The organism is Streptomyces spinosus, assembly GCF_020400655.1.
Classification (GTDB): domain Bacteria; phylum Actinomycetota; class Actinomycetes; order Streptomycetales; family Streptomycetaceae; genus Streptomyces; species Streptomyces argyrophylli.
In genome coordinates, this window is sequence record NZ_JAINRC010000038.1 from 1 (window position 1) to 23,166 (window position 23,166).

Annotated in this window: 21 protein-coding genes and 2 pseudogenes; 7 read left to right on the plus strand and 16 right to left on the minus strand. The window is 69.5% G+C overall.

Annotated elements, in window-relative coordinates; all coding sequences use genetic code 11:
- The coding region (locus LG395_RS39995) for a hypothetical protein (protein WP_225814377.1) at nucleotides 1-201 on the plus strand (201 nt) is incomplete at its 5' end.
- Here LG395_RS39995 and LG395_RS41875 read toward each other — a convergent pair.
- The 10 genes and pseudogenes from LG395_RS41875 to hisD form a co-directional block, all read right to left on the minus strand.
- A complete protein-coding gene (locus LG395_RS41875) occupies nucleotides 179-490 on the minus strand; it encodes a transposase (RefSeq protein WP_372463529.1) in 312 nt (103 codons plus the stop codon). The genes LG395_RS39995 and LG395_RS41875 overlap by 23 nt on opposite strands.
- Before the next feature lie 56 nt (nucleotides 491-546).
- A pseudogene (locus LG395_RS40005) lies at nucleotides 547-1,161 on the minus strand (transposase); the annotation flags it as partial.
- A gap of 908 nt (nucleotides 1,162-2,069) precedes the next feature.
- On the minus strand, nucleotides 2,070-2,498 hold the full coding sequence (locus tag LG395_RS40010) for a hypothetical protein (RefSeq protein ID WP_225814378.1): 429 nt from the start codon (nucleotides 2,496-2,498) through the stop codon (nucleotides 2,070-2,072).
- A gap of 100 nt (nucleotides 2,499-2,598) precedes the next feature.
- Nucleotides 2,599-2,844: a hypothetical protein gene (locus tag LG395_RS40015; RefSeq protein ID WP_225814379.1), complete on the minus strand. Its 246-nt coding sequence runs from the start codon at nucleotides 2,842-2,844 to the stop codon at nucleotides 2,599-2,601.
- A gap of 5 nt (nucleotides 2,845-2,849) precedes the next feature.
- On the minus strand, nucleotides 2,850-4,547 hold the full coding sequence (locus LG395_RS40020) for a glycoside hydrolase family 13 protein (RefSeq protein WP_225814380.1): 1,698 nt from the start codon (nucleotides 4,545-4,547) through the stop codon (nucleotides 2,850-2,852).
- Nucleotides 4,544-5,398: a nitrilase-related carbon-nitrogen hydrolase gene (locus LG395_RS40025; RefSeq protein ID WP_225814381.1), complete on the minus strand. Its 855-nt coding sequence runs from the start codon at nucleotides 5,396-5,398 to the stop codon at nucleotides 4,544-4,546. Before LG395_RS40025 ends, LG395_RS40020 begins: the two co-directional genes overlap by 4 nt.
- A complete protein-coding gene (locus LG395_RS40030) occupies nucleotides 5,395-6,204 on the minus strand; it encodes a carbohydrate ABC transporter permease (RefSeq protein ID WP_225814382.1) in 810 nt (269 codons plus the stop codon). The genes LG395_RS40025 and LG395_RS40030 overlap by 4 nt, the downstream gene beginning before the upstream one ends.
- Nucleotides 6,201-7,238 (minus strand): carbohydrate ABC transporter permease, encoded by a 1,038-nt coding sequence (locus LG395_RS40035; protein WP_225814383.1) that lies wholly within the window; start codon nucleotides 7,236-7,238, stop codon nucleotides 6,201-6,203. The genes LG395_RS40030 and LG395_RS40035 overlap by 4 nt, the downstream gene beginning before the upstream one ends.
- Complete coding sequence (locus LG395_RS40040; RefSeq protein WP_225814391.1) at nucleotides 7,235-8,596, minus strand: ABC transporter substrate-binding protein; 1,362 nt, start codon at nucleotides 8,594-8,596, stop codon at nucleotides 7,235-7,237. Before LG395_RS40040 ends, LG395_RS40035 begins: the two co-directional genes overlap by 4 nt.
- Before the next feature lie 298 nt (nucleotides 8,597-8,894).
- Nucleotides 8,895-10,214: a histidinol dehydrogenase gene (gene hisD, locus LG395_RS40045; RefSeq protein WP_225814392.1), complete on the minus strand. Its 1,320-nt coding sequence runs from the start codon at nucleotides 10,212-10,214 to the stop codon at nucleotides 8,895-8,897.
- Between the two features lie 89 nt (nucleotides 10,215-10,303).
- Here hisD and LG395_RS40050 point away from each other — a divergent pair, with 89 nt between their 5' ends.
- The 4 genes and pseudogenes from LG395_RS40050 to sigJ all read left to right on the plus strand — a co-directional run bounded on the left by LG395_RS40050 (nucleotide 10,304) and on the right by sigJ (nucleotide 14,042).
- Nucleotides 10,304-11,260 (plus strand): LysR family transcriptional regulator, encoded by a 957-nt coding sequence (locus LG395_RS40050; RefSeq protein WP_225814393.1) that lies wholly within the window; start codon nucleotides 10,304-10,306, stop codon nucleotides 11,258-11,260.
- A 718-nt stretch (nucleotides 11,261-11,978) separates the two neighbouring features.
- Nucleotides 11,979-12,151 (plus strand): annotated as a pseudogene (locus tag LG395_RS40055) (IS5/IS1182 family transposase); the annotation flags it as partial.
- Nucleotides 12,152-12,253: 102 nt separating this feature from the next.
- Nucleotides 12,254-12,988: an SDR family oxidoreductase gene (locus LG395_RS40060; protein ID WP_225814394.1), complete on the plus strand. Its 735-nt coding sequence runs from the start codon at nucleotides 12,254-12,256 to the stop codon at nucleotides 12,986-12,988.
- 82 nt (nucleotides 12,989-13,070) lie between these two features.
- Nucleotides 13,071-14,042, plus strand: coding sequence for an RNA polymerase sigma factor SigJ (sigJ, locus tag LG395_RS40065; protein ID WP_225814418.1), 972 nt, complete (start codon nucleotides 13,071-13,073; stop codon nucleotides 14,040-14,042).
- 373 nt (nucleotides 14,043-14,415) lie between these two features.
- On the opposite strand, the gene LG395_RS40070 is transcribed toward sigJ, so the two are convergent.
- Both LG395_RS40070 and LG395_RS40075 read right to left on the minus strand, forming a co-directional pair.
- On the minus strand, nucleotides 14,416-14,982 hold the full coding sequence (locus LG395_RS40070) for a site-specific integrase (RefSeq protein ID WP_225814395.1): 567 nt from the start codon (nucleotides 14,980-14,982) through the stop codon (nucleotides 14,416-14,418).
- A 177-nt stretch (nucleotides 14,983-15,159) separates the two neighbouring features.
- On the minus strand, nucleotides 15,160-15,348 hold the full coding sequence (locus tag LG395_RS40075; RefSeq protein ID WP_225814422.1) for a hypothetical protein: 189 nt from the start codon (nucleotides 15,346-15,348) through the stop codon (nucleotides 15,160-15,162).
- Nucleotides 15,349-15,422: 74 nt separating this feature from the next.
- On the opposite strand from LG395_RS40075, the gene LG395_RS40080 reads away from it, so the two are divergent.
- Nucleotides 15,423-15,869: a DUF6233 domain-containing protein gene (locus tag LG395_RS40080; RefSeq protein ID WP_225814396.1), complete on the plus strand. Its 447-nt coding sequence runs from the start codon at nucleotides 15,423-15,425 to the stop codon at nucleotides 15,867-15,869.
- A gap of 367 nt (nucleotides 15,870-16,236) precedes the next feature.
- Here the strand turns inward: LG395_RS40080 and LG395_RS40085 are convergent, their stop codons facing one another.
- Entirely contained in the window at nucleotides 16,237-18,393 is a 2,157-nt protein-coding gene (locus LG395_RS40085) for a SpoIIE family protein phosphatase (RefSeq protein WP_372463530.1), read from the minus strand.
- Nucleotides 18,394-18,789: 396 nt separating this feature from the next.
- On the opposite strand from LG395_RS40085, the gene LG395_RS40100 reads away from it, so the two are divergent.
- The gene (locus tag LG395_RS40100; RefSeq protein ID WP_225814398.1) at nucleotides 18,790-19,017 is read left to right on the plus strand and encodes a hypothetical protein; all 228 of its coding nucleotides are present in this window, start codon (nucleotides 18,790-18,792) and stop codon (nucleotides 19,015-19,017) included.
- A gap of 86 nt (nucleotides 19,018-19,103) precedes the next feature.
- Here LG395_RS40100 and LG395_RS40105 read toward each other — a convergent pair whose 3' ends face one another.
- From LG395_RS40105 to LG395_RS40115, 3 genes are read right to left on the minus strand one after another with little or no spacing between them, the layout of a single operon-like run.
- Nucleotides 19,104-21,008 carry an amylo-alpha-1,6-glucosidase gene (locus LG395_RS40105; RefSeq protein WP_225814401.1) on the minus strand — a complete coding sequence of 635 codons (1,905 nt, stop codon included), beginning with the start codon at nucleotides 21,006-21,008 and terminating at the stop codon, nucleotides 19,104-19,106.
- Nucleotides 21,005-22,360 (minus strand): MGH1-like glycoside hydrolase domain-containing protein, encoded by a 1,356-nt coding sequence (locus LG395_RS40110; RefSeq protein ID WP_225814403.1) that lies wholly within the window; start codon nucleotides 22,358-22,360, stop codon nucleotides 21,005-21,007. The genes LG395_RS40105 and LG395_RS40110 overlap by 4 nt, the downstream gene beginning before the upstream one ends.
- Nucleotides 22,357-23,157, minus strand: a complete 801-nt coding sequence (locus LG395_RS40115) for a sugar phosphate isomerase/epimerase family protein (protein ID WP_225814405.1) — start codon at nucleotides 23,155-23,157, stop codon at nucleotides 22,357-22,359. Before LG395_RS40115 ends, LG395_RS40110 begins: the two co-directional genes overlap by 4 nt.
- Nucleotides 23,158-23,166: the final 9 nt, after the last annotated feature.

Below are 23,166 nucleotides of genomic sequence, written 5' to 3' on the forward strand. Positions count from 1 at the left end.
ACCGCCTCGACGCTCGTCGCGGGCATCGCCCATGAAGCCCAATCCCGCGAGGACCAGCTCACCGCCCTCCGCCTCGCGGAGGAGGCCCTGGGCCGGCGGGTCGACATCGCCACGTCCTGCGGGCTCGGACGCCGGTCGCCCGCGCAGGCCGAAGCGGCAACCGCCGCCATGCTCGCCCTCAGTGGCACAGACCGTCCGTAGTCACACCGTGTCCTGGCTCACCGACTACCGCCAGCTCAACGACTGGTAAGAGTACGGTCCGGCACGGCACCCCCAGGGCGTGGGCCACGAGGCGGCAGCCCAGCCAGGCAGGGGTGGCCCGCGCACGTTCGGGCACGTCCCGCCAAGGAGCACCGGTCCGGGTCCGCCATCGTATGCCGTCTATCAACTGCCGCCGCGTCCACACCTGCGGCCGACCCGGCTTGATGGCCGTCGGCAGCAGGGGCTCAAGCCGGGCCCACTGGCCGTTCGTCCGATCCCCACGTCCCACAGGACGTGATCACCAACGGACAAGATCCACTTTCGCAACAGACCCTAGCTTGATCTTTAACCTGTGCGGCGGGGCTTTGGGGTGGTTGACCTCTTCTTTTGTCGTTCTGCTGGCTGTGTCTTCTTGGGTGTGTGCACGTCGTGGCGGGGTGCAGGACGGGTGTTCTTTCGGCCCGCTGGTCGCCCGGGGCCGGGGCGGGTGGGTTTTGGTGCTCCGGCCGGGCAGGCGGTCTGTGGGCGGATGTGCCGGAAGTCGCGGCGGACGCGGGCGGGAGTGAGCCTGTCTGGAGATCTGGGTTGCTCCCATGGGCGGCGTCGGTCGGCTGCGAGGGGGCGGGCGAGGCGGAGTTGGGTGTAGGCGGCGAGGATGAGCCAGGTCCAGCGGTCGGCGGCCTCAGGCGTGCGGATCTTCGGGGAGGTCCAGCCGAGGGTCTGCTTGAACAGGCGGAAGGTGTGCTCGATGTCGAAGCGCCGCAGGTAGGCCTGCCAGAGACGGTCGGCGTCCGCCGCAGTGGCGTCGGTGCCTGACCACCACAGCCAGACCGGCTTCGGTGTCGCTCCGCTGGGCAGGTGGCTGATGTCCAGGCGGATCACCGTGCCGTCGACGACCGGGAGGGTGCCGTCGGCAGCTGCCCAGGAGGAGCGGTGGGTGAGCCTCGGATGCAGCCGGTCCTCGGTCAGCGCCGCCGATGCCAGTACCTGAAGCACCAGAAGCGCCGCAAGGCGAAGATGGACCAGCGCACCCGTGAACGACTGCCCGCGCTGTCTACCGTTGTCCGCGCCGCCAGGGCGAACTGGACGGAGGCCCGGGAGGGGATGGAGGCTCTGCAGGCCGCCCCGCTCGGCGGCCAGTTCACGCTCAGGGGCAGAACCTACACGCGCCAGAAGAAGGACTCGTCGATGGGCCTACGACAAGTCCGGCCGACGCGTCCATCTGGGGCTGGTCGAGGAACGGGCGTTCTGGGCCTGGGCCACGATCGAGTTCCTGCAGCACACCGGAGTCCGGATCGAGGAGATGCTGGAGGCCAGCCATCACGCCCTGATCCAGTACAAGCTGCCTACCAGTGGTGAAGTCGTGCCCCTGCTCCAGTTCGCTCCCTCGAAAACCGACGAGGAACGGCCCCGCGGATCGTCATCGCCCAGCCCGGCGACCAGCACGCCATGACTCTGGACGAGGCCCAGCAGGCCATCGACGAGGCAAGGAAGGAGAACCGCCCATAAGCACCCGAGCTGCAGGGCCTGAGCCGGGAGAGATGCAGGCGTGGACGGTGGCGTCGTCGCCCGTCACTGCCGCACGGCGGGTATCGCCCTGCCCGCGGCGGGCGTCGTCCTGCCAGGCGCGTCTGGCACCGCCGGCGGGGCGCAGAGAGCGCCTTCTGCGTCCAGGCCCGCTCCGCGGCCTGCGGGCGCTCGCTGAAGGACTGGCCCGCCGTCCCCTCAGGCGGGCGCCGCAGCACCCTCTGGGGCCGCGGGTGGATACCCCGAGCCCCCAAGGGGTGAGGACGGCAAGGGAGCGTCAGCGGTCGGTCCGGGCGCGGTGGTGCCGCTGGGCATCGGTGACGGGCTGCCGCAGCGCTCAACTAGGGCAGTCCTGTGCGCCCTTGAGAGCCTTCGGTGTCGAGCGCCTCCAGCGTGTCTGCGATCGCGATGAGGTCTTCAGTCGAGAGTGCGGGTGGAGCCCAGTGGTGTGCGCGTGCGTGATCGATGAAGATCTCGTCCTGCGGGACGTGGTAGTGCTCGACATAGTGAGCGAGGTCTGAGTACCAGAACCACTCGCCGTCGGTGTGCAGTTCCAAGGCACCGATGAACTCGCCACTCAGTGCGTCGTGGGCCGGTGATCCGGTCACGGCAAGAGCTGATCCTGCTCGCAGGTAACGCACCAGCTTCTCCTCGTCCGGGGCAGCGTGGTCGCGGACCGACTCGCGCAGTGAAGGGCCGTCGGGGCGACCGTGCGCCAGCTCTTGGAACTCACCCAGGAACCGGTCGCAGGGAAGAGATGGGCTGGCCATACGCGGAAGCCTAGTCACGGGAGATCGCGCACACGTTCAGCCTCTGGGCCGGGCCGTAACTGGCCTCACTGCTCGACCACGACTGCAGGCGGATCAACGCCTACACCGGTGCCCGCAGCTGATCGGCAACGACGCGCCACCCATACGCCGCGGAGCCGGCGCGACGGGCCCGTGAGGCTCCCCTGCCACGCCCTACGTGCGAGCAGGCGGCCACGCACCAGGACCACTCCAGCTCCCGTTCCGCGTTCAGCTCGGCCGGCAGCGCCTCGTGCAGCCGCTGCCGGGCCCCGGCTTGGTTGCAGTCCCGCTGCCTGCGCTGGCCGGCGCACGGCTTGGCCGCGGGCATGGTTGTCAGGGGTGGGGTACGGGCTCGTGCCGGGTGAGCCAGACTGTGGTGTCCGGGGGTAGCCGGTCCGTCAGCGCGGCGGAGGCGGCCAGGACGTGAGCAGTGGGGGGCAGCGGGATCGGGTCGGTGCCGAAGTTGGTCATCACCTCGATGGGGCCGTTGGTGAAGTGCAGGACGTGGTCGGGGGACGGAGCCCAGCGCAGGTCTCCCGCTCCCAGGCGGTGGCGGCGGCGCAGGGTGAGCAGGCGGTGGTAGAGGCGCAGTGTGGAGTCGGGACGGTCGCGTTGGGCATCTGCCGCGTAGGTGCGGTAGTAGGGCGGCTGCGGCAGCCAGGTGTTCGGGTTGTCGCTGAAACCGAACGCGGTTGCCCGGTCGGTCCATGGCATGGGTACGCGGCAGCCGTCGCGTCCGCGGATGCGGTGTCCCGAACGTTCCCACACCGGGTCCTGGCGGGCCGTGTCGGGGAGGTCGGTCACGTCCGGCAGGCCGAGTTCCTCGCCTTGGTAGAGGTAGGCGGAGCCGGGCAGTGCGAGCATGAGAGCGGTCGCGGCCCGTGCGCGGCGCAGTCCCAGGACGCGGTTGGGCTGGGGGTCGTCGGCGCCCACGCCATGTTCCAGTTCGACGGGCCCGTCGTAGCCGAAGCGGCTGGCGTGGCGCATCACGTCGTGGTTGGACAGCACCCACGTGGTGGGGGCGCCGACGGCGCCGTTGGCGGCCAGCGACTCGTCGATGGCGGTGCGCAGGGCGGCCAGCTGCCAGTGGGTCTCCAGGAACCGGAAGTTGAAGGCCTGGTGCATCTCGTCGGCGCGGATGATGCGGGCGGCGCGCTCGGGCGGCAGCCACGCCTCCGCGCACAGGATGCGCCGGCCGTCGTAGGTGTCCAGCAGCCGGCGCCAGTTCCGGAAGATGTCGTGGATGCCCTCCTGGTCCCACATCGGCGGCATCACGCCGTCGACCGGCTCGATGACCCCGTGGGTCGTGTGGGGCCAGTCGGGCAGGCCAGGGGCTTTGAGGAGGGCATCGCAGACGTCGACTCGGAAGCCGTCGACGCCGCGGTCGAGCCAGAATTTGAGGGTGTGCTCAAAGTCCTCGTGGACGGCGGGGTTGTCCCAGTTCCAGTCGGGCTGACCGGGATCGAACAGGTGCAGGTACCACTGTCCCGGGCTGCCGTCGGGCTCGGTGATCCTGGTCCAGGCGGGCCCCTCGAACATCGACGTCCAGTCGTTGGGCGGCAGGGTGCCGTCCGGGCCGCGGCCGTCGCGGAAGTGGAACAGGGAGCGTTCCACACTGCCGGGCGCTGCGGCCAGCGCCGCCTGGAAGGCCGGGTGTTCTGCCGAGCAGTGGTTCGGTACGAGGTCGACGATGACGCGGATGCCGAGGCCGTGGGCACGGGCCAGCAAGGCGTCGAAGTCGTCGAGGGTGCCGTAGCGGGGGTCGACCGCGCGGTAGTCGGCCACGTCGTAGCCGCCGTCGCGTTGGGGGGAGGGGTAGAACGGCGAGAGCCACAGGGCGTCCACGCCGAGGTACGCCAGGTGGTCGAGGCGTGCGGTGATGCCGGGCAGGTCCCCGGTGCCGTCGCCGTCGCTGTCGGCGAAGGAGCGCGGGTAGATCTGGTAGATGACGGCGGTGCGCCACCAGTCGTCGTCCGCCGGGGGGCCGGTGTAAGCAGATGCCGTGGCGGGCTTGGTGTCGGCTGTCGTCATAGCAGCGGGCTCTCCTGGCCGTAGAGGTCGGTCCGGCGGTCGCCGAGAAGGTCGTTGTGCGGGGAGAGGGCCTTCTCCCGGGAGAGGTGGAGGAAGAGGTCGGTGACGATCCGGTGTTCCGTCCCGGTCGCGGCCGCGGTGATCCATCCGTACTGGTCGATGACGGCTGTGCCCTGCGTCCACTGCTGGCCGCGTTCGGTGCCGCTGCGGTCCGCGCAGGCGATGTAGAGGCCGTTGGCCCGGGCGGCGGCCTGGGCCTGGATGATCTCCGCGGGGCGTTCCCCGGTCGGGTGGTCCTCCAGGGGCCAGTTGGTCGGCACGGCGATCAGGTCGGCACCCGCCAAGGCCAGCCGGCGGGGCATTTCCGGGAACTCCATGTCGTAGCAGATCAGTACGCCGATGCGGCCGTGGGGTGTCGTGACCACCGGGGCCATGCTCTGCCCGGGGCTGAAGAAGAGTGTCTCCCGGTCCCACAGGTGGGTCTTGCGGTAGACGGCTCGTACTCCGTCGGCGTCGACGACGGCGGCGCTGTTGTACAGCGTGTCGCCGGCGTCTTCGCAGAAGCCGAGCACGACCGCGGTGGCGGTGCCGGCCAGCAGGGCCTTAAGGTCGGCGAAGAAGGGGTCCTCGGCGCGGATCGCGGTGCGCCGGGCCTCCTCGGCGTCGGCGAAGACGTACCCGGACGTGGTGAGCTCGGGCAGGACGACGATGTCGGCCCGGTCGGACAGGGCACGCCGGACGGCGTCGCGGGCCAGGTCCTCGTTGTGTGCCAGGTCGCCTACGCGAGGTGCCAGTTGCTCGCACACCACGCGGGTGACGCCGTCCGGCCGGTAGGGGGCGGGCACGGTCATTTCACGGCTCCTTCGGTCAGGCCGCTGATCAGGCGCCGCTGGAGGAAGATGTACGCGAGCAGTACCGGCAGGGCGACCAGGACGGCGGCCGCCGCGGTGACGGCCGGGTCGCTGGAGCGGGCGGCGCCGGAGAAGAAGGAGAGCGCCAGGGGGACGGTCTGCACCGAGGCGTTGTCGGGCACGAGGATGAGCGCCAGCAGGAACTCGTTCCATGTGAACAGGAACAGCACCGTGCTCAGCGTGGTGATGGCGGGTCCGGCGACGGGCAGCACGACCAAGCGCAGGGTCTGCAGGCGGCTCGTGCCGTCGATGCGCGCCGCTTCCAGCAGTTCCGCCGGAACGGAGGCGAAGAACGACCGCATCCACAGCACGCCCAGCGGCACCGACAGGGCGACCTGGGGCATGATCAGCGCCCAGTAGGTGTCCACGAGGTGCCAGCCGGTGAGCAGTTCGTACAGGGGAAGCACCGTCACCTCGTAGGGCAGTACGAGCCCGACGAGCAGCAGGCCCAGGATGACCCTGCCGCCGGGGACCCGCATGGTGGCGAGCGCGTAACCGGCCAGGCTGGCGAGCACCACGGTGACCACCACGACGGTGACGGACACCAGCGCGCTCGACAGCAGGGCGGGACCGAAGCGGCCCTGGGTCCATGCGGTGGAGTAGCTGGCGAAGGACAGCCCGCCGGAGGATCCGCCCACGCCGTGCAGCGAGGACGCGAGGATCGACACCAGGGGGAAAACGGCGACGACGGAGGCGAGGACGAGCAGGGCGTGCGTGACGATGCTCTCGGTACGGGCGATTCTCATGACTGCGCCTTCCTGCACTGTGAGCCCCGTGTGCCCTGTCTGGTGAACCGGCGGCGCGGGACGTCGCGTTCCCGCAGTGCCAGCTGCACGGCCACCACGACGACGAGGATCACCAGGGTCAGCACGATGGCCAGCGCGGAGGCACGGCCGAGCAGGCGGTTCTGGAACGCGTCCTGGTAGACGTAGAGACTGGGGACGGTCGTCGAGGTGCCGGGACCACCACGTGTGGTGTTCCAGATGAGGTCGAAGTTGCGCAGTGCGAAGGTGATGGTGAGGATCAGCGCGATCGAGATCTGGGCGCGCAGCGCGGGCAGCGTGATGGCGAAGAACTCCCGCACCGGTCCGGCCCCGTCCAGGCGGGCCGCCTCGTAGGTGGAGCGGTCGATGCCGACGATGCCGCTGAGGAAGAGCACCATGCACAGCCCGTACTCCACCCAGGCTCCGATCGTGCCGATCGACGGCAGTGCGGTCCCGAAGTCGCCCAGCCAGCTGGTGGTGAACCGGCCCAGTCCCACTGCCCTCAGCACCGAGTTGACCGGACCGTCCTCGGCGAGCAGGTTCCGCCAGGCGACAGCGACGACGACGCTGGAAAGGATTTGCGGCAGAAAGAGAACCGCCCGGAACACCGTCAGTCCGTAGACGCGGATCCGGGACATGGCGCCGGCCAGCAGCAGACCGGTGCAGACCGGGAGGACGGCGTAGAAGAACAGCAGGACCAGAGAGTGCAGCAGTGCGGCACGCAACCGGCTGTCGGTGAAGACCGCCGTGTAGTTGCCCCAGCCGGCCGGTGTGCCCTGTGTGAGGCCGTCGTAGGCGTAAAACGAGTACCACACGGACACGCCGATGGGATACAGGACAAAGACGACGAAGAACGCCAGGGCCGGCGCCACGTACAGCAGCGAGGACCAGGAGTAGGAGGACAGGGAGGACCGGGAGGGCAGACGGCGGTGCGGCCGGTGGGCGCGTCCGTTTCCGGACGCGGGGGCTCCGGGAGCGGTGCTGCCCCGTCCGGTGGTGGGGGCTGCAGTACTCACTGGGTTCGCCTCGCCCTCAGCCAGGCGTCCTGGACAGCCTTCGTGAAGTCGGCGCCGCTGGTGCGGCCGGCCATGACCTCTTGGAGCCTGCCGCCCATGACGGTGAGCATGTCGGTGGCGCTCCAGTCGTAGTAGCCGACTTGGGTACCGGCGGCGATCGTGCGCTTGAGCGCGTCGAGGGTCTGGCTCTGGAGGCTGTTGCCTCCCTTCACACCGTCGGTGACGACGGGCAGCCGGCCGGTGTCGAGGATCTCCTGCCCGGTCTTCGGGGTGTGCAGGGCCGCGAGGAAGGCGACCGCGGCGGGTGTGACCTTGGAGGAGGCGGAGATGTGCCAGGGGGAGGCGGTCGCTCCGGCACCGCCCGTGGTCAGGGCCCCGAATCCGAACTTCGCTGGATCGAGGGTGGCGCCGTTCCATGAGCCGCCGACGAAGAAGACGCCCGAGCCCCTGGCGAACCGTGACACAGCGTCCTCGTTGCTGAGGCCGTCGTATCCGGACCCGAAGTAGCCGTTCTTCGCCCAGTCGGCCATCGTGTCCGCCGCCTTCTCGTTGCCCGCGGTGACGAAGCTGGTGCCTGCCTTGCCGCCAATCCAGTCGCGGATGGCGGCCGGCTTCTGCTCGGTGACGGCCAGGTCGGAGAATATATGCGTGGCGGCGTACTGGTCGCTGTTGCCCAGCATGATCGGCTGTTCGCCGGCCTTCCTGACGGCCGGGAGCGCCTCTTCGAGGTCCTTCAGGGAGCGGGGTGCTCGCAGGCCCAGCTTCTTGAGCAGGGCCTTGTTGTAATAGATGCCCTGGACCTCGCTGATCGGTGACATGCCGTAGAGGTTGCCGGCGCCGAAGGCGGTGCCCGAGCCGTTCCAGCGAGCGGGCGCCAGGGTGCTAGCGCCGGTACCCGTGATCCACCCGTAGGCGGCCGCCACGTCGTCCAGGGGGCGCACCAGCTTTGCCTTGACCAGCGCCCCGTCGACCGCGTAGCCGATGTTGCCCTGGAACAGGTCGGGCGGGTTGCTGCCGGAGGCGGCGTTGACGACCGTGGCGACCAGGTCGTCGAAGCTCTTGTAGGTGATGTCGACCTTGACGTTCGGGTACTGCTTCTCGAATGCGGGAATCACCGACTTCATCAGCGGCTTCTCCGCCTGGTCGGCCCACATGCGCAGCGTGACGTCACCGAGGGCGGCGACCTGGGCGGTGGTCACCGGGTCGGTGATGGCGATCTGGCCTCCGGCGACGGCGGACTTTCCCGCCCCAGGCGGGCTGCACCCGGCGCAGACGAGGACAGCGGCCAGCGCGACGGCTGCGGCGGCCCCGGAGACGAACCGGGGCCGTCCTGAGCCTTCACGGCGTGCGGATTTCATGTCAGATACCGGATCTCTGTGCGGCTTGCTGTACATAAGGGCGTAAGTGAGGATTTCCCGGAATCGCGTGTCAGCGGACGTCACCAGGGCCTGCCCGCGGACGCCGTCGGGGCGTGTACGGAGGCGTCCGCGGGGACCAGCAGGGAGCTGCGACTGCCGGCCCCCCGGCAGCGGCGACGGCGCCGTCGGCACGTGGCAATCGCTCGTGGACGTGGGTGTGATGAGGCGTGCCCGCGGGAACCGGCCGCGGACGGGCCTCGCAGGCCCCGTGGGGCCGCCCCCAGTACGCCCGACGGTGTCAGCCGGCGTACGTGCGCAGGCGGAGGGTGGCCGTGGCCTGGTGGGCGGCCATGCCCTCGCTGGCGGAGATGACCTCCACGGCCTCGGCGAGCAGTGGGGTGGCCTCGCGGCTCACGCGCTGGTAGGTGAGCGGCTTCAGATAGCGGGAGACGGACAGCCCGGCACTGTGCTTGGCACCACCCGCGGTCGGCAGCGTGTGGTTCGTGCCGGCCATGCCCTTGTCCGAGTAGGCCACCGTGCTCCAGTGGCCGAGGAAGAGGGAGCCGTAGTTGCGCAGCGTGTCGTGGTACCAGTCGTCCTCGCCCGTGTGCACCTCCAGGTGCTCTGGGGCGAGCTCGTCCATGGCCGCCACCGCGTCCTCCCGGTTGCCCACCAGGATCACCGAGCCGTAGTCACGCCAGGCGGGCCCGCAGATGTCCCGGGTGGACAGCGTGAGCAGCTGGCGCTCGACCGCGGCGATGACGTCCCGTCCCAACCGCTCGGAGGTGGTGACCAGTGCGGCCGGCGAGGTGGGGCCGTGCTCGGCCTGGCCGAGCAGGTCGGCCGCAACAGCCTCGGCGTCGGCCGTGTCGTCGGCGATGACGGCGACCTCGGAGGGTCCCGCGAGCAGGTCGATGGCGACCGTACCGAACAGCTGGCGCTTGGCCTCGGCCACGTAGGCGTTGCCGGCACCGACGATCATGTCGACCGGCGGGTGCCCCAGCAGCCCGAAGGCCATCGCGGCGAGGGCCTGAACCCCGCCGACCACGAAGAGGTGATCGATGCCCGAGAGGTGGGCCGCGTAGGTGACGGCATCGTTGGCGCGGCCGTCCGGCTGGGGAGGCGTGCACCCGATCACCGTCGGTACACCCGCGGCCTTGGCCACGCCCACCGTCATGAAGGCGCTGGCCGTGAGCGGGAAGCGGCCCGCCGGCAGGTACGCGCCGACCGATCCGACGGGCACGTACCGCTGCCCGACGACCAGCCCGGGGGCTATCTCCTCCTCGAAGTCCGTCAGGTGCTCGCGCTGGAGCGCGGCGAAGCGCTGGGTACGCTCGGCGCCCAGCTCGATCGCCTCACGCAGGTCCTTCGGCAGCCGGTCGCCGCTGCGGGCCACTTCCGCAGCGTCGAGTTCCACCGCGCCGTCGGACTGGCCGTCGAGGGAGCTGGCGTACCGGCGAATCGCGTCGAGTCCGTGGCGTTCGATGTCCGACAGCATGCGGCTGACGGTCGCGATCACCTCGGGGTCGCGCTGCGCCGGCGGCGCGTCCACCGCGGGAGCCTTGAGAAGGGTGAAACGCTTGGCGAAAGCCGTGGTGAAGCGGGGGCTCAAGTTCATACGCCAGAGCCTGATGCAGTACCTGCCCCAGGACAACCCTGAGTTATCCCCGAGCCTGCATAGGGTGACCCTATGGAAGAATGGTGGGCATGCCGCCCTCATCCGCTCCCGCGATCACGCTCAACCAGCTGCGCGCCTTCCTCGCCTCCGCGCGGCTGGGCTCCTTCTCCGCCGCTGCGACAGAGCTCCGGACGACACAGCCGTCGGTCTCGGAGCTGATCAAACGCATGGAGGATCACTACCGGGTGCCGCTGTTCACGCGGGGGCCGCGACGGCTGGTGCTGACCGCCGCGGGCGAAGAACTCCTGCCGTACGCACAGCAGGCGACCGAGGCGGCAGAAGGCGCCGACCGCGCCCTGCGCTCCCTGACCTCACTCGACGGCGGTGTGGCCACCTTCGGGCTGCTACGGAACGCGGACTACTACTTCCTGTCCGAACTGCTGGAGAGCTTCCACGCCCGGCATCCCAAGGTGCGGCTGCGGATCGTCGGACTCAACTCCGTGGAGGTCGCGGAGGCCGTCAGTTCCGGTGACCTTGAAGCCGGGCTGGTGGTCCTCCCCGTCGATGCCGAGGGCCTCGACGTCACCCCCCTCCTGCGCGACGAAGTCGTCTACGTTTCCGCGGACCCCCGACGTACCACCCGGCCGGTCAGCATGGCCGACCTCGCGGCGGCCAAGCTGATCCTGTACGACGCCCACTACGGATGGCGGGACCCGACACGGCGCCAACTGGCAGAACGCGCCCAGGTGGCGGGCGTCAACGTCTCCGCGGTCATCGAGGTCGAACACGTCGAATCCGCGCTGCACATCGTGGCCCGGGGGGCAGGCGACACCATCGTCTCCCGCGCGGTCGCACACAGCCGGACCTTCCCGGAGGGCCTCCACACCGTCGGCTTCGCGGAACCGCTGTACGACACCATCGCCGTGGTCCGGCGGCAGGGAACCGTCTTGTCGCCCGCCACCCAGGAGATCACCCGCCTCGCCCGCCGCATGCTCCTCGCACACGGAGCCGCCCGACGGCCCGCGCGGGACGGCCTCCGCACGTGATCGGGGGTTTCACCGACCCACCATCATGCTCCTCCGCATCCGGCGGACCGGATGATCATCCGACCGCGCCGCGCTTCGCCCGGTGCGCCATCGAGGAGCAGGCCGTCCGCCGGCTCGGGCTGATCGACCACTGGACGGCCGACGGGGTGCAGCGGGAAACGCGGCGGCACCGGGGAGCCCGGACGCGCCCGACCCTGCGGACTGGCTGATCCAGCACGGCCTCGGCCGGGTGAACAGCGACGCGTTCACGTCGGCGGCCAGTGGGCCGCGAAGAGGAGCGGCCGCTGTCGGCCAGCCACTCGCGAGCAGGCCCCGACGCGTTGCGGATCCAAGGCTCGGCCGCCCGCCCGCACCGTGCACGCCGCCGTTCACCGGCCACGACTGGGCGATCAGCGATCGCGAGCAGCCCACGACCGGACGAGGGTGATCGCAGACGTGCCCTTTCATCGGCTCACCGATGTCCCGCATTGCAAGGAGCACCGCCATGTCCGACGTCCGGCCCTCGGCGGCGGGCCGCGGAGGGGGTGATGGAGGCATGCCGTCACCACGTCGCTCGCCCCGATGCCCCCACACAAGGCCATCAGCGCCTTCAGCTACCTCCGGGCCGTCCAGGCCGGCGACGTCAACGCCGTCCGCGAGTTCGCCGGCACCGAACCACCGATGCCCGACCTGCTCGTCGACGCCGCGACGCGGACCGTCATCCCGGCGAACAAACCAGATAGCACGAAGTGCCCTTTTAGGGCGATGCCGCTGGGTCATCGGGCGCCCTGGCTGTCCGGCTACCGTCGGCGCAGCCCCCGCTACGAACGCGATCCCCATACCCACCCGGGCTTCCTCGGACTCGCCGCCGCCCTGTGCTGCTGCAAGCGACTCCTCCCCCTCACCACATAGGGCACGGTGTAGTAGCAAGCCTGCTTCCCGGCCTCACATTTCTCCAGCCTGCGTCGTCATGTTGGTGAGGGCAGCGACTGGTGCCCCGGAACGGAGTGAGACATGAAGGTTTTCATCGCTGGTGGGCGCGGCCGTGTAGGGTCCCGCCTTGCTGACAACCTGGCGGCCAAGGGTATCGAGGTGGTCCCGGGAGGACTTCAGGACGGGATCGACGTGATCTCGGGCAAGGGGCTCGCCGAGGCTCTCGTCGGAGTGGACACCATCGTGAACGTTCTTAACACCCCCCGCTTTGACGCAGAGGGGGCAATCTCATTCTTCGAGGGAGCGATCAACAACCTGACTGCGGAGGGTGAGCGGGCAGGTGTGCGTCATCACATCGTGCTCTCCATTGTCGGCGTCGGGGAAGGGGACGCATCCGATATTGGGTACTATCTCGGCAAGGTGGCGCAGGAGAAGGCCGTGCGGTCCGCTTCGATCCCTGCCACCATCATTCGGGCCACCCAGTTCCAGAGCTACATTCCTGTCCTCATTGACCAGCACACTGTGGACGGAAAGGTTCTGGCTCCGAGGTCATTCATCCAGCCCGTCGAGCTGGACGAAGTCATCGAGCTGCTCGCCGAGGCTGTCACGACGCTGGAGCCGGGGAGTGTGGTCGAGATCGCTGGACCCGACCGCTTTTACCACGACGACCTCTTCCGTGCCACTCTGGCCGATCGCGGAGACGATCGTGAGGTTGTGACCGTGGACGGACAGGGGCCCATCGATGCCATGGTTCCGCGCGGCGCGTACCGGACAGGCGTCGTGCGGTATCCGATTGCAGGGATTCCCACCGCCTGAATGCGATAGTGAAGGGGGCGGGAACGCCTGACCGCCAGGCAATAGGTTAGGCGTGCTGCGCTCCAATGGGAAAGGGTGCCCCATGCCGGAAGATTGTCCTGTCGAATCCTCGGAGTTCGGAGGAGCCGAGCGTGATGAATCACGGGCTCTTGATTCGGTCATGGCGGAGCGACATCGTCTGCTGTCGCTAGCCTTTCGCATGATGGGCACCCTGGCCGATGCCGAGGACGTCGTGCAAGAGACATATGTGAGGTGGTACCGCCTTGACCCCGAAGAGCGCGCCGAAATTGCCGCGCCTGCAGCATGGCTGACTCGAGTTGCGAGCCGCATATCACTCGACCTGCTGGGTTCCGCGCGGGCACGACGGGAGATATACGTCGGGCAATGGCTACCGGAGCCAGTTCCAGCTGACCTCTTCGCAGACACAGCCAAGGCGCCACTGAACTCCAGTCACCTCGCTGCTGATCCGCTCGAACGTGTCACTCTTGACGATGCCGTCAGCATGGCATTGCTGACGGTCCTCGAGGCCATGACCCCAGCAGAGCGAGTGACGTTCGTGCTGCATGATGTGTTCGGCGTCCCGTTTGACGAGATTGCTAGTGTCGTAGGTCGTTCATCAGCAGCAACAAGGCAATTGGCAACGTCCGCACGCCGCCGCGTGCGACGAGGAAGACGCGCACAGGTCTCCTCTCACCAACATGATGAGGTTGTTCGGGCATTCCGTGAGGCAACTGTAGGAGGGGCCATCGAGGACCTGCTCCGCGTGTTGGCTCCAGATGTCGAACTACGAGTAGACGGCGGCGGTTTCGTCAATGCCGCACCTCAGGTCATCCGCGGGTCGGATCATGTAGCCCGGTGGTTCATGGGAGTGATGCGCAAGCAGCCCACCCTCCGTCTTGAGCAACGCGACACAGCTGACGGTCTCGGATACATTCTTCGAAATGAGAGGCGTCGATACGGCATGATTACCTTCACCGTCAACGATAAAGGCGTCACGAACGTGTGGCTGATGCTGAATCCAATGAAGCTAACTAATTGGTCACTCGACTACTAATCTTTTCGTTAGTTCCGCGGGTGTGACGGCTTGTTGGCGGGAGTTTGTTGTCGTGTCCCTCAATCCTTCGGGTGTTGCCTCCCAGACTCGACGACATCGCGGGAGTGGACTGCCGACGGCTCCCCCGACACGCCGGGGGAGGCTCTCCCCAGGCGCGCCGCGCGGGGACGTCGGCCAAGACCCGGTGATGGGCCAGGCAGCCTTCTTGGATGAAGACACCGCCAGGACGTGCATAAAGGCGGTGAACAGTTCCTCGGTAGGTGGCGCCCCACCTCCGTGCTTCCCTTCCTCGCCGCCCAACTGCTCGGCGCCGCCGGCCTCGGCCTGGTCGCCGTCTGCTTCGGCCGCCCGGCCTCCGCTGGCGAGGACGAGGTCACCGTCCCCCACGGCGAGCGGCATCCCGCGGCGCCCGCCCGTTCCATCGACGACCGAACCCCGGATCCGGACTGCCGTCCGACAGGTCGCCGCCCAGCCCCACCCGGTGCAGCATCACCCACTGTGACCGCGACAGATGCCGCACATCGGAATCCGACACCGCACCCCACGACAGAGCATCACGGCCGCTACGACGCCGCAGGTACGGACGCTGCCCGATCAGACCGGCATCCACAGCCCAGTCGTAGAAGCCGTTGATCGCCGCCCGGTTACGCCGCCACGTCGCCGGCCCCACCGGTACCGGCGCCAGCTGGGTGCGCCACCTGCGGGAGGCCACCAGATCAGGCTCCCTCGCCGCCACCAGATCGGTCGGCGGATCCAACCCCCCGGAAAAGAAGTCCTCCAGGCCCATCAGGTCATACGCGTACTCCCGCAGACTCTTCGCACCCACGTGCCGGGCCAGATCGAAGAAGTACGAGCACATCGGCTCGCGCGGCCGCATGAACTCGTCGACGAAGAAGGGCGTTCCCTCCGGCAGCACCTCTGGTCCGGACAGCAGTTCCACTGTGTCGAACCCGAGGTCGGCAAGCGCCGCCCGTTGCCGGGCAACACTGTCTTACGAGGCGAAGAAGTAAGGCACCAGGCTCTCCCACGGTCAACTGACAGCCGCGGAACCTAACAGCCCAACGCGCCCTGCCGAGACCACCTGTTCAACGACTTGAGACAGGTAGAAACACTGGACCTAACCTTTGAGTTCGACCAGGGCAGCGGACGGTGGCAGTGCCTGCACGACCGGGGAGAGGCCAGCCAGCAGCTCCAGCACGTGCCGGTAGGTCTCCTCCGGCAGCCGGTCCGGGCACCGCACATGCATCACCGTCGCCCGCCCGGTCTCGACCTGCTTCTCGGCGTCGTTCACGGTCCTCACCTCCACACCCCTCACGTTATCGAACGCAAATTCGAACATGCGGCTGTGGCGAGCGTGATCATGGAAGTGTAATCGAAAATATGTTCGGCTACCTGCCGTCTGACCTGGAGAGGCTGCGCACTTTGCGGGTGTGGCACGCCATGTGGCTGGCACGCATCGACCGCAAGATCGCCCAACTGGTGCAGCGGCAAGCCGAACAGGAACGCGGCCGGCGGGCGAAGCCGGCACCACCGGACTGGATCGTCGAACTCGGTATCGGCATCGGCAAGCCGCCCATGCAGGTCCACCGGGGCACCTGCTACATGACGGGCAAACGGCACCGGCCCGTCGGCCCGGACGAGGCCCGCCGGCTGCTGGCCGACGGCACCAGCGCGTGCAGCCACTGCCGCCCCGACACCGCCCTCGGCATCGCCGGCTTAGCTGGCCGCGGACGCCGGGAGGCGGCGACTCACTCCTGTGGGGGGACACGGGCAGCGATCTCTTTCGCCCATCGCCCGGCCTCCGGCGCATGGGCCCCCCGGCGGTGACGAGCCGCAGCCAGCCCAGCAGGTCGTGCGCCTCATGAAGCGTGAGCAGCGGCAGCCGGCTCACCCCCTGCCTCCACCGGCGCGAACTTCACCTCGTCCAGGCCCAGGTTGTCGTAGCCGTCCACGACCGTGGCAACGCTCCGCACCCCGCCCCGGTCACGGGCCCTCGCCCCTGGCAGGAAACAGCCCCGGCCGGCGTGGTTGCCAGCCGGGGCTGAACCCGTGAAGCGTGTGATCGTGAAGAGGTGGTCGCCTGCGCCGCGAAGGGCTCTGCGGGGCTTCAGCCGAACGAGAGTCGCAGCGTCGCTCGAACGAGCGACGAGCGCGCAACAACCCTGCCAACCGCACCCAGACACTGGCGGGCGGGTCACGGCGGTACCGCGCCAGAAAAGCCGTTGATGGCTGCCCTGTCCGGGCATCCTGTCTTCCGCGATGCAGGTTTATGAGGGCCTTCGCTCGGCGACTTCAGTGGAGGCCGGAGAGCAAGGACGGCCATGTCGTCGTGTCCGTCGCTGCAGTGTTCGTCTGTAAGGGCCTGCACGAAGGGCCGCAGTGGCAGGTGCGCGTGGCGCGCAACGGTAGCGGCGAGGTGGTCCAGCCCGACGTTGATGGGTTGGTGAGGATGCTCGATCAGTCCGTCGGTGAACAAGATGATGGTCGAGCCGGCCGGCACGGTGTGGATGTGGTCGCGGCGTGGCACGGCGATGTCGACACCGAGGGGCAGATCCGAGTCGATGGTGAGGCTGTGGGCGTGTCGGTCGGGGGTGACGAGGATGGGCGGGCAGTGTCCGGCGGAACTCCATCGCAGTGTCCAGATGCCGGGTCGCGCGGGTTCGAGTCGTGTGAGGCAGGCTGTGGTGACGGGAGTGTCCGTGATGGCCTGCAGAGCCCGGTCCAGGCGGGTGAGGAGGTCGCTGGGGGGTGAGTCGCTGTCGTACATCAGCGCTCGCAGCATGGGCCGCGTCTGTGACATGGCAGCGGCCGCGTGCACGTCGTGACCGAGTACGTCGCCGATGACGGCCGTGCAGGTGTCGTCGGAGACCAGGAAGGCGTCGTACCAGTCACCGCCCAGGAGACCGGGTGTGGGGGCGGGCCGGTAGGCAGCGGCAGCCTGGAAGGGGCTCAGGTCCGGCAGGCGCGGGACCAGGAGTCGCTGGAACTCTTCAGCCTCCTGCCGGAGCCGCCGGAACAGTTCGGCGTCGTCGACTGCTAGTCCGGCGGCCCCCGCCAGAGCGACGAGCATGGCCTGGTCATCGGTGCTGAACGGCCCGCCGTCGTGGCGGTCCGCGACGTACAGGTCTCCGTAGATTTCGCCACGGACCTGGATGGGGACCCCGAGCAACGTCCGCATGTGCGGGTGGCCGGGGGGAAAGCCGACCGCGTCCGGGTGGGCGGCGATGTCGTCCACACGCAGGGGCTCGGGCTCGTGAATCAGGTGTCCCAGGAGACCGCGGCCTTCCGGGTAAGGGAGCCGTTCGGCGTCCGCGCGTTGCTGCTGGCTCAGACCGACCTCGATGAAGTCCGCCAGGCCGTCCTTGGCCGGGTTCAACACTCCCAGCGCACCGTAGCGGGCCCCTACGAGGTCCATGGCGATGGTCACGATCAGCCGCAATACGGCCCTGAGATCAACGTCCCTGCTGAGGGCTGTTTCGAACAGGTCGTGCAACCGCTCGTGCACTCGGGCGAGCAGGACGAGGTGTTCCGCGATCTGCTCCAGTTGACCACTGAGGCCGGCCGTGTCTGACTGGGGCAGTCCGCCTTTACCTGTCACTCGTCTCTCACCGTCCGCGCCTCGCACGGTGGAAGCCACACGATGCGGCGCCGCTGTGAATGCTGGATGCAGCCGGCGTCGCGGTGAAGCCCCGTCGGACAACCAGCGTATGGTGGCTGGACTCGGTCTGCCAGGCACGCCCCGCGCCGACCCATGGCCACCGAGCGGGCACGGTAAGTGTCGGCAGGCAGCGGAGAGGCGCGACGACCAGGTCGTACATAAGCCGACTCCAGCCCCAAGCCCGCCGAACTGCTCAAGAACGGCACGCTCAACAGCTACGAGGGCTATCCCCACGCAATGCTGTCCACACACCCCGACGACAGGCCGGTCGCGGTCGTTGCGCAGGGTCGTGGTGTCGGAGCCGTTGTCCCACACGTACGCCCGCCGGTCCTGGTACACGTCCGACCGGCTGTCGCGGCCGATGCCGGTGTGGACGCGGACGGTCGCGCGGCCGCTCAGCCGGTAGTGGTCGAAGGTGTAGGTGTGGCCGTCCTCGTCGGAGAGGGTCCAGCCGTCCAGGATCACCGCAAGCCGCGAGTCGTTGGTCAGCTCCACCCACTCGGAGTTCAGGGAGCGGTTGGAACGGTCGTCGCGGCCCGGGGAATCGTACTGCACGTCACTGATGTGCACCGACGGGCGGTACTGCTGGACGTGGTGGTCGGCGGCCGACACCGACAGCGCCACCGCCCCGACCACCGCAGCAGCCACACCGGCGACGGCGGTCAGACGACGGACGGAAGAAGAAACGGACACGAAGGTCCCCCTTCAAGGTGCGCACACCCAGCCACACCCGCGGCGTTGAACCCGCGGCCCAGCCAGGTGCGTTGTGCTGGCGCGCAGCTGGTCGGCCGCGCACCCACACCTTCCGGCCCGCACCTCGAATCGTGAGGGATTGACGTAGCCCGTTACACATTGAATCTATTTCTGTGACATTCACATGCAATGACCACTTATCGGCTAAATCGGGCAGATCGGTGAGGCATCGGGTGCCGGGCCCTTGGAACTACCGGCCTTCAAGCGACGCATCGCCGGCCTGCGCCACCCCACCGTGACGAGCGCACTCACCCGAAACTGAGTAAGAGCCCGGCCCGCCGAATGGGCCGCCGGACCGGTCGCTGGATGCGGCGGCGGCTCGTCTTGAACAGGCGGTTGCCGCCCGTTGTGGGCTGTCCGTCGCCCTCCGGCACGCTGACCCGGCACTGCGATGGCAGGAAGGTCCGCAGCTACGTCATCCGGATCGAGGCGTTCGACACCGACGCCGCGGTCACCGCCACCGAACTACTGCGCTTCGGGCACTCCTGGGCCACCGCCCACGCCATCGACGCCGCCCGCCCTTCAGCCCCGCGCACCCCGCCGGCCGGCTCCTGCTCACGTTGACGCCGAAGACGTACGCCGACACCGGTGTCCAGGCCGTCGTCTCGGGCACCGACCCGGCCGCGCGCGTCCGTGGGGAGTTGCCGGCTTCACACCATTCGCAACGCCGTTCGCAGGGCGAGCGGGGTCGCCGCGGCCCAGGCCTGCGGGGAACAAGAGTGGGGGTAGGGCACCGGGCGGACCGTGGCCGTACGGTCGTAGCCGGCCAGCACCTCGGGCAGCCGGTAGCCGTGGGGGGCGGCTGCCGCCACCAGGCCGTCCACGACCGCGTGGACCTGGTCGGCCAGTCCGTACCGGGCCAGGCCGAGCGCGATGACCGCGTTGTCGTGCGGCCAGGCGCTGCCGCGGTGGTAGGAGAGCGGGTGGTAGGGCTTCTGGCCCGCGGCGAGCGTCCGGATCGCCCAGCCGGAGAAGAAGTCCGGCTCCAGCAGCCGCTGTCCGACCCGGCGGGCCCGCGCCGGGTCGAGGATTCCCGACCACAGCAGGTGGCCGGCGTCGGAGGCGAGGGCGTCGACCTGGCGTCCCCGGCCGTCCAGAGCCAGGGCGGGGAAGTCGGTGTCCGGCATCCAGAAGTCGGTGACGAAACGGGTGCGCAGGCCTTCGGCGGCTTCGCGCAGGCGGCTGGCGTAGGACGGGTCCCGCCAGACCGCGGCGGCCAGTTCCGCGGTGCGGATCAGGGCGTCATAGGCGTAGCCCTGTGCTTCCGAGACGGCGACGGGGCCCTGGGCCTGTGTGCCGTCGGTGAAGCAGACGGCGCCCGCCGAGTCCTTCCAGTTCTGGTTGACGAGGCCGTTCGGGTCGGGCTGGTAGACGAGGTAGCCGTGTTCGTCCAGGCCGCCGTCGGTGAACATCCAGTCGACCGCTCGCCGGGCGTGCTGTTCCAGCCGTACGGCCAGGGCGGGATCGCCGGTCGTCTCGTGGTGGGCGTGGAGGAGCACGAGGAAGAGCGGTGTGGCGTCGACGGCGCCGTAGTAGCGGCCGTAGGGGATCTGCCGGAAGTGCGCGAGTTCGCCGTGGCGCGTCTCGTGGACGATGCGTCCCGGTTGTTCGCCGCTCACGGGGTCGTGGTGGCGGCCCTGGGTCGCCGCGAGGGCGCTCAGTGTGGCGGCTGCCGTCCCGGGGCGCTCGGGCAGCAGGAAGTACGACGTCAGCAGTGAATCGCGGCCGAAGAGGGTGAGGAACCACGGGATGCCGGCGGCGGGGACGGCGACCTCCTCGCCGTCCAGGCCGGTGACCGCGACGGTCAGCAGGTCCACGTCGGCCAGGCCGCGTTCGCAGGTGCGGGCCAGGTCGTCGGCCGGCGCCGTGATCCGCCGGCGCGGCCGTGGCACGGCGGGAGCCCCGGCCGGCAGTCCGTGCGGCACGGCGCGGACGGTGAGACGGAGTTCGGCCTCGCCGTGCGCGGCGAGCGGCAGCTGCCAGCGCAGCGTGCGGGCGGTGGGCAGATCCTCGACGGTGTCATGACCGGTGGGCGCCGGGTTGCCGACGACGGTGGTCCGGGAGTGCCAGTCGTCGCGGTGGTAGTCGAAGACCAGTCCGTCGCCGGTGTGCCGACTCTCGCGGCGGGCGCCGGGCTTGGCGTAGTGCCGGTCGTCCGCGCGCAGTTCGAACAGGTCGGCGAAGTCGGCGTCGGCGGTGATCTCCACCAGGGCGGTGACCGGCTCGGGACGGTTGCTCACCAGGCGCAGGTGTTCGGTGAGCTCCCCGGCGCTGACGGTCTGTTCGCGGAAGACGGTGTAGGCGGGCGGGTTGTCCCGGGTGCCTCTCGGGGTGAGGACGCAGACGGCGGTGTCGTCCGTCGTGGCGTCGGCGGGCACCAGGGCGACGGGTTCGGTGCCGTCGACGGTCAGGTGCCAGCGGCTGAGGTGGCGGCCGTCGCGCAGGAACAGTCCGTCGGGTGTGGTGCCGTGGGTGCCGTGCATGCCCCCGGTGGCGTCGACACGGGCGAAGGTGGCGTCCCGCACGAGCTGGACGAGGGTGTCGGCCGGGGTCATGGGGTGGGCTCCTTGGGGTCGGCGCACAGCAGGTCGAGCGTGAGGGCGGCGGTCCAGGAGAAGTGCCGGGCGCCCCGGGCCGCACCGGTGGTCGGGTCGACGTACTCGGCGAAGTCGGACCGTCCCGCCTCTGCGAGGAATCCCCGCCGCAGCCGTTCGGCGTCCTGTTCCCGGCCGTGCGTGCGCAGACCGCGGTGGATCAGCCAGGCGGTGTTGAACCAGGCGGGGCCGCGCCAGTAGCGCTGGGCGTCGAAGGCGTGGCCGGTCAGGGCGTAGCTCGGGACCAGTCGGGTGGCCGGTGCGTCGAAGCGCGGGCCGGTGAGGGTGTCGACGAGGCGGCTGACGACGTGCGGCGGCAGGTGAGGGGCGAGGAGCGGTACCAGGCCGGTGACGGAGTCCTCCCCGACCAGGGCGTCGGTGGCCAGGTCGCGGACGCGGAACACGCCCGCGCTGTCGTCCCACAGACGGGTCACGAGGTGCCGGGTGAGCGCGTCGGCGCGGGCGGAGTGCGTCGAGGCGTCCGCTCCGGTCTCCCGCGCCATGGCCGCCAGGGCCCGTTCGCTGACGATCAGCAGTGCGTTGAAGCAGGGGTCTTCCACCGCGAAGGTGTGCCGGGCGGCGCGGTCGTCGTAGCCGGCGTCGCGGTAGTCGGTGACCAGGCGGACGTAGCGGCCGTAGTCCAGGTCGGTGGGTCTGTCGGCGGGATGGCCGTGGTTGAGGTCGGCACGGCGGAAGGCGTCCGGAGCGGCCGGTTCCACGCGTCGCAGCGCCTGGTCCCAGCAGGGGCTGTTGTCCATGCCCGGTTCCCAGGGGTGGACCACGGCGGCCAGTCCGCCACCGCCGAGGTCGCGGTGGCCCAGGAGGTAGTCGTGCCAGGCGGCGAGGCGGGGGCGGACCCGGGTGAGGAAGCCGCGCCGGCGGGACTCCGCGGGGTCGGCGCGGTGCACGAGCCAGGCCGCCAGGGCGTGCACCGGTGGCTGGACGATGCCGGACGTCTCGGGTGACGCCGGCGCGCCCGCCGCCCGGCCGGCGGTGGAGGAACGCCAGAAGTCGGGGCTCGGGAAGTAGGCGTCGTCCGGTACGGCGGGGTTGAAGACGATGTGGGGTATGCGTCCGTCGGCCCACTGGGCGGACAGCAGCGACTCCAGCTCCTGCTGGGCGCGGCGGACCGAGAGGTGGCGCAGGCCGATGGCGATGAAGGCGGAGTCCCAGCTCCACTGGTGGGGATAGAGGGTGCGGGACGGAACGGTCGAGGCGCCGGTCCAGTTGTCGATGAGGACCCGCGCCGCACCGCGCCGCAGTGTCAGGTCTGCGGCGGCGGTGGGCGCGGGCCGGTCCAGGAGGGACTTCACGCGCCGGACCTCTTGAGGAACGCGGGGACGGACCGGACGGCTTCGAGGGGGTCGCCGGTCAGCCGGCATTCGAGGGCGAGGTGCCCGTCGTAGCCGATGGTGTGCAGGGCGCCGAGCCATGCGGACCAGTCGAGGTGGCCGGCTCCGGGCTGGAAACGGTTGGAGTCGGAGACCTGGGCGTGGCCGATGACGTCGGCGTGCGCGAGGATCGCGGCCGCGGGGTCGCTCTCCTCGATGTTCATGTGGTAGCTGTCGATGCCGATCCTGATCGAGTCCAGGCCGATGGCGCGGATCAGGTCGGCGGCCTGCTCCAGCCGGTTGACCATGTGGTCCTCGTACCGGTTCAGCGGCTCCAGGAAGAGGGTCACGCCCTCCTTGCGGGCGTGTTCGCCGAGTTCGGTCAGGCCGCTCAGCAGGACCTCGCGGTCCTCCTCCTCGGTGCGCGGGGGTTCGAAGGGCGGCAGACGGCGGGAGAACATGCCGTAGGAGGCCGGGGTCTGGGCGCCCCGGCCGCCGATCTCCGCGATCACGGTGAGCTGGGACTTCATCTGGTCGACGGCGTCGCGGCGCAGGTCCGCGTCGAAGGCGCCGAGGAAGTGCAGCATGTCGACGCACACCGTCGGCATGACCACGCCGTCCTTGCGGGCCTTCTTGAGTTCGTCGAGGCGGGAGGCGAAGTGGAAGTCGCCCTTGCCGCGCAGTTCGATGGCGTCGTAGCCCGCCTCCTGGGCGAACTCCCACTTGGCTTGCAGGGTGTCTCCGGGCAGGAGTTGTTCCTGCGCCGCGGTCTTGAGCATGAGGGGCCT